The following is a 6,367-nucleotide window of genomic DNA, read 5'->3' as shown; positions in this document are numbered from 1 at the left end:
TCGTCCATGGCGACCGGCTGGATGAGCTCGACGCTCATCTCGGTGTTGTCGCCCGGCATGACCATCTCGGTGCCCTCGGGGAGGGTCACGACGCCGGTCACGTCCGTGGTGCGGAAGTAGAACTGCGGACGGTAGTTGTTGAAGAACGGCGTGTGACGGCCGCCCTCGTCCTTGGACAGGATGTACGCCTGGCCCTCGAAGTTCGTGTGCGGGGTGTACGCGCCCGGCTTGATGACGACCTGGCCGCGCTCGACCTCCTCGCGCTTGAGGCCACGAACGAGCAGACCGACGTTGTCGCCGGCCTCGCCGTAGTCGAGGAGCTTACGGAACATCTCGATGCCCGTGATGGTGGTCTTGGTGGCCTTCTCCTTGATGCCGATGAGCTCGACATCCTCGTTCACGTTGATCTTGCCGCGCTCGATGCGACCGGTGACGACGGTGCCACGACCGGTGATCGTGAAGACGTCCTCGACGGGCATGAGGAAGGGCTTCTCCGTCTCACGCTCGGGGTCCGGGACGGAGTCGTCGCAGGCCTGCATGAGGTCACGGATCGCCTGGACCCACTTCTCGTCACCCTCGAGCGCCTTGAGCGCCGAGATGTGGACGACGGGGGCGTCCTCGTCGAACTCCTGCGACGCGAGGAGCTCACGCACCTCCATCTCGACGAGCTCGAGGATCTCCTCGTCGTCGACCATGTCGCACTTGTTGAGGGCGACGAGGATGTAGGGGACGCCGACCTGACGGGCGAGCAGCACGTGCTCACGCGTCTGCGGCATCGGGCCGTCGGTGGCGGCCACGACCAGGATCGCGCCGTCCATCTGGGCGGCACCCGTGATCATGTTCTTGATGTAGTCGGCGTGACCCGGGGCGTCGACGTGCGCGTAGTGGCGCTTCTCCGTCTGGTACTCGACGTGGGAGATGTTGATCGTGATACCACGAGCCTTCTCCTCCGGCGCCTTGTCGATCTCGTCGAACGCGAACGCGTCGTTGAGATCGGGGAAGGTGTCCGCCAGGACCTTGGTGATGGCCGCGGTGGTGGTGGTCTTGCCATGGTCGACGTGACCGATGGTGCCGATGTTAACGTGCGGTTTGGTCCGCTCGAACTTCGCCTTCGCCACTGTGTGTCCTCCTGGACTGGTCTGTCCCCACCTCGAGGTGGGCACTGCTTTGTGTGGGATCTGATCTTACTCATCGTGCCGTGGGGGGCACGAACCGGCGGCCACCCGGAGGTTCGACCGTGCGCCGCCGGCATCGGCCCCGCCCTACCTCACGGCCGGGCGGGACCAGTACCGGTTACTCGCCGGTCGCCTTGGCGATGATCTCCTTGGACACACTCGCCGGAACCTCGGCGTAGTGGGAGAAGACCATCGAGTAGTTGGCCCGGCCCTGCGTCCGCGACCGGAGGTCGCCGACGTAGCCGAACATCTCGGACAGCGGCACGTTGGCCTTGACGACGCGGGCGCCGGAGCGCTCCTCCATCGCCTGGATCTGGCCGCGGCGGGAGTTGATGTCGCCGATGACGTCGCCCATGTAGTCCTCGGGCGTGATGACCTCGACCGCCATGAGCGGCTCGAGGATCACCGGCTGACACTTGCGCGCGGCCTCCTTGAACGCCATCGAGCCCGCGACCTTGAACGCCATCTCCGAGGAGTCGACCTCGTGGTACGCGCCGTCGACCAGCGTCGCCTTGACGTTGACCATCGGGTACCCGGCCAGGACACCGTACTGCATGGCGTCCTTGATGCCGTGGTCCACGGAGGGGATGTACTCCTTGGGCACCCGGCCACCGGTGACCTTGTCGGCGAACTCGTAGGTCTCGCCCTCCTCGACCTGCTCCTGCGGGAGCGGCTCGAGACGGATCTGGACCTTGGCGAACTGGCCCGAACCACCGGTCTGCTTCTTGTGGGTGTAGTCGTACTTCTCGACCGTGCCCTTGATGGTCTCGCGGTAGGCGACCTGCGGCTTGCCGACGTTGGCCTCGACCTTGAACTCACGCTTCATCCGGTCGACGAGGACGTCGAGGTGGAGCTCGCCCATGCCGCCGATGACCGTCTGACCGGTCTCGTCGTCCAGCCTGACGGAGAACGTCGGGTCCTCGCGCGCCAGCTTCTGGATGGCCGTGCCGAGCTTCTCCTGGTCGGCCTTGGTCTTGGGCTCGATCGAGACGTCGATGACCGGGGCCGGGAACGTCATCGACTCGAGGATGACCTGGTTCTGCAGGTCACACAGGGTGTCACCCGTGGTGGTGTCCTTGAGGCCGATGAACGCGTAGATGTGGCCGGCGACGGCCTCCTCGACGGGCATCTCCTTGTTGGCGTGCATCTGGAAGAGCTTGCCGACGCGCTCCTTCTTGCCCTTGGTGGCGTTCTGCACCTGCGTGCTCGGGTCGATGCGACCCGAGTAGACGCGGACGAAGGTGAGCTCACCGAAGAACGGGTGCACGGCGATCTTGAACGCCAGCGCCGCGAACGGCTCGTCCTTGGAGGGCTGACGGCTGACGACCTTCTCCTCGTCGCCCACGGCGTGACCGTGGATCGAGCCGACGTCGAGCGGGTTCGGCAGGTACGCGATGACGGCGTCGAGCAGGGGCTGGACGCCCTTGTTCTTGTACGCCGAACCACACAGCACCGGGTAGATCTCGGCGTTGACCGTCATCTTGCGGATCGCGGCCTGGATCTCGGCCTTCGTCAGCTCCTCGCCGCCGAAGTACTTCTCCATGAGGGCCTCGTCGCTCTCGGCGACGGCCTCGAGGAGCTTCTCCCGGTACTCGTCGGCCTTGTCCTTGAGATCCTCGGGGATCTCCTGGACCGTGGCCTCGGTGCCGATCGGCGTGACGCCGGGCCAGACGAGGGCCTTCATCTCGACGAGGTCGATGACCCCGTCGAACTCGTCCTCCGCGCCGATGGGCAGCTGCAGGACGAGCGGCTTCGCGCCGAGCCGGTCGATGATGGTCTGCACGGTGTAGTAGAAGTCCGCGCCCATCTTGTCCATCTTGTTGACGAAGCAGATGCGCGGGACGTCGTACTTCTCGGCCTGGCGCCAGACCTGCTCCGACTGGGGCTCCACGCCCTCCTTGCCGTCGAAGACCGCGACGGCGCCGTCGAGGACGCGCAGCGAGCGCTCGACCTCGACCGTGAAGTCGACGTGGCCCGGGGTGTCGATGATGTTGATCTGGTTGTCGGCCCAGAAACAGGTGACGGCGGCCGACGTGATGGTGATGCCGCGCTCCTTCTCCTGTTCCATCCAGTCGGTGGTCGAGGCGCCGTCGTGCGTCTCGCCGATCTTCCGGTTGACACCCGTGTAGAACAGGATGCGCTCGGTGACGGTCGTCTTACCGGCGTCGATGTGCGCCATGATGCCGATGTTGCGGACCTTGTTGAGGTCGGTCAGCACGTCCTGTGCCACGGATGGTCCCCGATCGTGAGTCTTAGGTGGCCCGGGCGGTCGTGTGGACCGTCCGAACCGGGTCTGTTGTCCTGGGCCGTGCCCCGCTTCACTCGCGCGGGAGCCGACCCTCGTTCAATGATGCCACCCTCGGGGCGGCCGGGGGGCCCCGGAGAGGTGACGCCCGGTGGGCGTCCCCCCGCTCCGGGGCCCGGCTGGATCACCAGCGGTAGTGCGCGAACGCCCGGTTGGCCTCGGCCATCTTGTGGGTGTCCTCGCGGCGCTTGACCGCGGCACCCAGACCGTTGGAGGCGTCGAGGATCTCGTTGGCGAGACGCTCGACCATGCTGTTCTCGCGGCGCTGCCGGGAGAAGGTCACCAGCCAGCGCATCGCCAGGGTCGTGGAACGCCCGGGGCGGACCTCGACGGGCACCTGGTAGGTGGCGCCACCGACGCGGCGGGAGCGGACCTCGAGGGCGGGCTTGACGTTGTCGAGCGCCTTCTTGAGGGTGAGGACCGGATCGGTACCGGTCTTCTCGCGGCAGATCTCCAGCGCGGAGTAGACGATGCGCTCGGCGGTCGTCTTCTTGCCGTCGAGGAGGATCTTGTTGACGAGCTGCGTGACCAGCGGCGAGCCGTAGACCGGATCGTTGATGAGCTGGCGCTTCGGGGCGGGACCCTTGCGAGGCATTACTTCTCCTTCTTGGCGCCGTAGCGGGAGCGGGCCTGCTTGCGGTCCTTCACGCCCTGCGTGTCGAGGGAGCCGCGGATGATCTTGTAACGGACACCCGGGAGGTCCTTCACACGACCACCACGGACGAGCACCATGGAGTGCTCCTGGAGGTTGTGGCCCTCACCGGGGATGTAGGCGGAGACCTCGATACCGCTGGTGAGGCGCACGCGGGCGACCTTACGCAGCGCGGAGTTCGGCTTCTTGGGGGTGGTGGTGTACACACGGGTGCACACGCCACGACGCTGCGGCGAGCCCTTGAGGGCAGCCGTCGCCGTCGAGGACTTCTTGTCCTGGCGGCCCTTGCGGACCAGCTGGTTGATGGTTGGCATGAACCGACTTTCTCTAGCTGGCGGCCTCCTCGGGGGCGACCACCGGTCACTGGGACGTTGCTCGTATCCGGACTCTCGCGCTCCCCGACGGGCGCACGGGCGACCACGTCAGCCGCTCTCGCTGGCCTACTGGGCACGATCCTCCAGCTCGCGTACTGCGAGCACGATGGTCAAGCCTAACCGCCCTCGTGAGGATCGGTCAAAACGCGGCCGGGGCGACGCCTCGGGCCGACGCCTGCGGGACCTGCGCGAGCACCAGGTCGAGGGTCTCGGCCCAGTATCGGATCACCTTCTCACGACGGGCCGAGTCGTCGGAGAGCACGTCCGCGAGCCCGAGCCCGCGGGCCAGGTCGAGGGTGGCCTGCAGGGGCCTGCGCACCCGCACGTCGCCGGGGTCGTGACCGAGGGCGGCGGCGGCGATCACCAGGACCTCCCGGGACATGTGGTTCTCGAGCGGCAGCACGCGGTCGCGCAACGCCGGATCGCTGGCCGCCGCGGTCCAGACGTGCAGCGCCGCCTTGAAGAGGTCGGAGGTGTAGTGCTGGACGATGAGTCGGACCACGGCGACCGTCCGCTCCGGGCCCGGGTCGGGCAGATCGAGTCCCACGTTCCGGACGTCCTCGAGCCGCTGTTCGATCATGTGCCCGAGGGCGGCGGTGATGAGGTCCTCACGGGTCGGGAAGTGGTGTTGCGCGGCGCCCCGTGAGACGCCGGCGGCGGCGGCCACCGCGCCCACGGTGGTCGCCGCCCAGCCCTGCGTGGCGAGGAGGTCGATCGAGGCACCCAGGAGGCGTTCCCGCGTGAGGCGACTACGGTCCTGCTTGGGGGCCCGCTGCTCGGGTGCCGTCATTGCTCCTCCTGTTACCAGTCCTGCTCGTCGTAGATGATCACACCGCGGATGTTCTTGCCGTCGCGCATGTCCTGGTACCCCTGGTTGATCTCGTCGAGCCGGTACGTCCTGGTGACCAACTCGTCGAGCTTGAGGTTCCCGGCCCGGTACTGGTGCAGCAGGTGCGGGATCTGCTTGCGCGGGCCGGTGCCACCGAAGATCGCCCCCTGCAGGGTCTTCTGCTGCATGGCCAGGTCGAGGATGGAGATCTGCGCGTCGACGGCCATCATGTCCCCCAGCCCCACGACCACGCAGCGGCGCCCCTTGCCGGTGAGCATCAGCCCGGGCAGCAGGTCCTTCCCGTCCACCACTCCCATGGTGAGCAGGACCAGGTCCGCCATGCGCCCCCAGCTGAGCTCCCCCACCAGCGCCATGGCGTCGTCCATCGAGGCACACGTGTGTGTCGCCCCGAACTCCATCGCCTTCTCCCGCTTGAACTCCACCGGGTCCACGGCCACGATGACGCGCGCCCCCGCCGCGGCGGCGCCCTGGACGGAGTTGATCCCGATCCCGCCCACGCCGACCACCACCACGACGTCGCCCTCCTTGGCCTGGCCGATCTCGGTGGCCGAGCCCCACCCCGTGCAGACACCGCATCCGAGCAGGGCGGCCTTGTCCAGGGGGATGTCCTTCTCGATCTTGACGACCGAGGACTGGTGGACGGTGACGTGCGGCGCGAAGGTGCCCAGGACGCACATGGTCGCCACGGGTTCGCCGTCGGCGGTGTGCACCCGGTAGCCGTCGTCGCTGATGGCCCGGCCGCTCAGCAGCCCGGCGCCGTTGTCACAGAGGTTCTGCAGCCCCTCGGAACAGGGCGGGCAGGTGCCGCAGGCGGGGATGAACGCCAGGACGACGTGATCCCCCACCTCGAGCCCGGTGACACCCTCTCCCACCTTGGTCACCACGCCCGCGCCCTCGTGGCCACCCATGATCGGATAGGTCTCGAACTGCAGGTCCCCCGTGAGCAGGTGCTCGTCCGAGTGGCACAGCCCCGAGGCGGCGAGTTTGACCTGCACCTCCCCCGCCTTGGGG

At 67.4% G+C, this 6,367-nt stretch carries 6 protein-coding genes; all 6 read right to left on the bottom strand.

The window, feature by feature from the left end:
• Positions 1-1,118: elongation factor Tu (gene tuf, locus G6018_RS06280; protein ID WP_182639185.1), on the bottom strand; the 1,118-nt coding region annotated here is incomplete at its 3' end.
• A 175-nt stretch (positions 1,119-1,293) separates the two neighbouring features.
• Positions 1,294-3,405: an elongation factor G gene (gene fusA, locus G6018_RS06275; protein ID WP_182617728.1), complete on the bottom strand. Its 2,112-nt coding sequence runs from the start codon at positions 3,403-3,405 to the stop codon at positions 1,294-1,296.
• Between the two features lie 199 nt (positions 3,406-3,604).
• Positions 3,605-4,075: a 30S ribosomal protein S7 gene (gene rpsG / locus G6018_RS06270; protein ID WP_179525929.1), complete on the bottom strand. Its 471-nt coding sequence runs from the start codon at positions 4,073-4,075 to the stop codon at positions 3,605-3,607.
• Positions 4,075-4,446: a 30S ribosomal protein S12 gene (gene rpsL / locus G6018_RS06265; protein WP_017838186.1), complete on the bottom strand. Its 372-nt coding sequence runs from the start codon at positions 4,444-4,446 to the stop codon at positions 4,075-4,077. The genes rpsG and rpsL overlap by 1 nt, the downstream gene beginning before the upstream one ends.
• A gap of 199 nt (positions 4,447-4,645) precedes the next feature.
• Positions 4,646-5,296 (bottom strand): TetR/AcrR family transcriptional regulator, encoded by a 651-nt coding sequence (locus G6018_RS06260; protein ID WP_182639184.1) that lies wholly within the window; start codon positions 5,294-5,296, stop codon positions 4,646-4,648.
• Between the two features lie 11 nt (positions 5,297-5,307).
• Positions 5,308-6,367, bottom strand: a 1,060-nt coding sequence (locus G6018_RS06255) for an NDMA-dependent alcohol dehydrogenase (protein ID WP_182639183.1), incomplete at its 5' end; no start/stop codon positions are given.

The organism is Dietzia sp. DQ11-44 (genome assembly GCF_014145205.1).
Lineage (GTDB): Bacteria > Actinomycetota > Actinomycetes > Mycobacteriales > Mycobacteriaceae > Dietzia > Dietzia natronolimnaea.
This window is presented reverse-complemented; position numbering and strand designations above follow the sequence as displayed.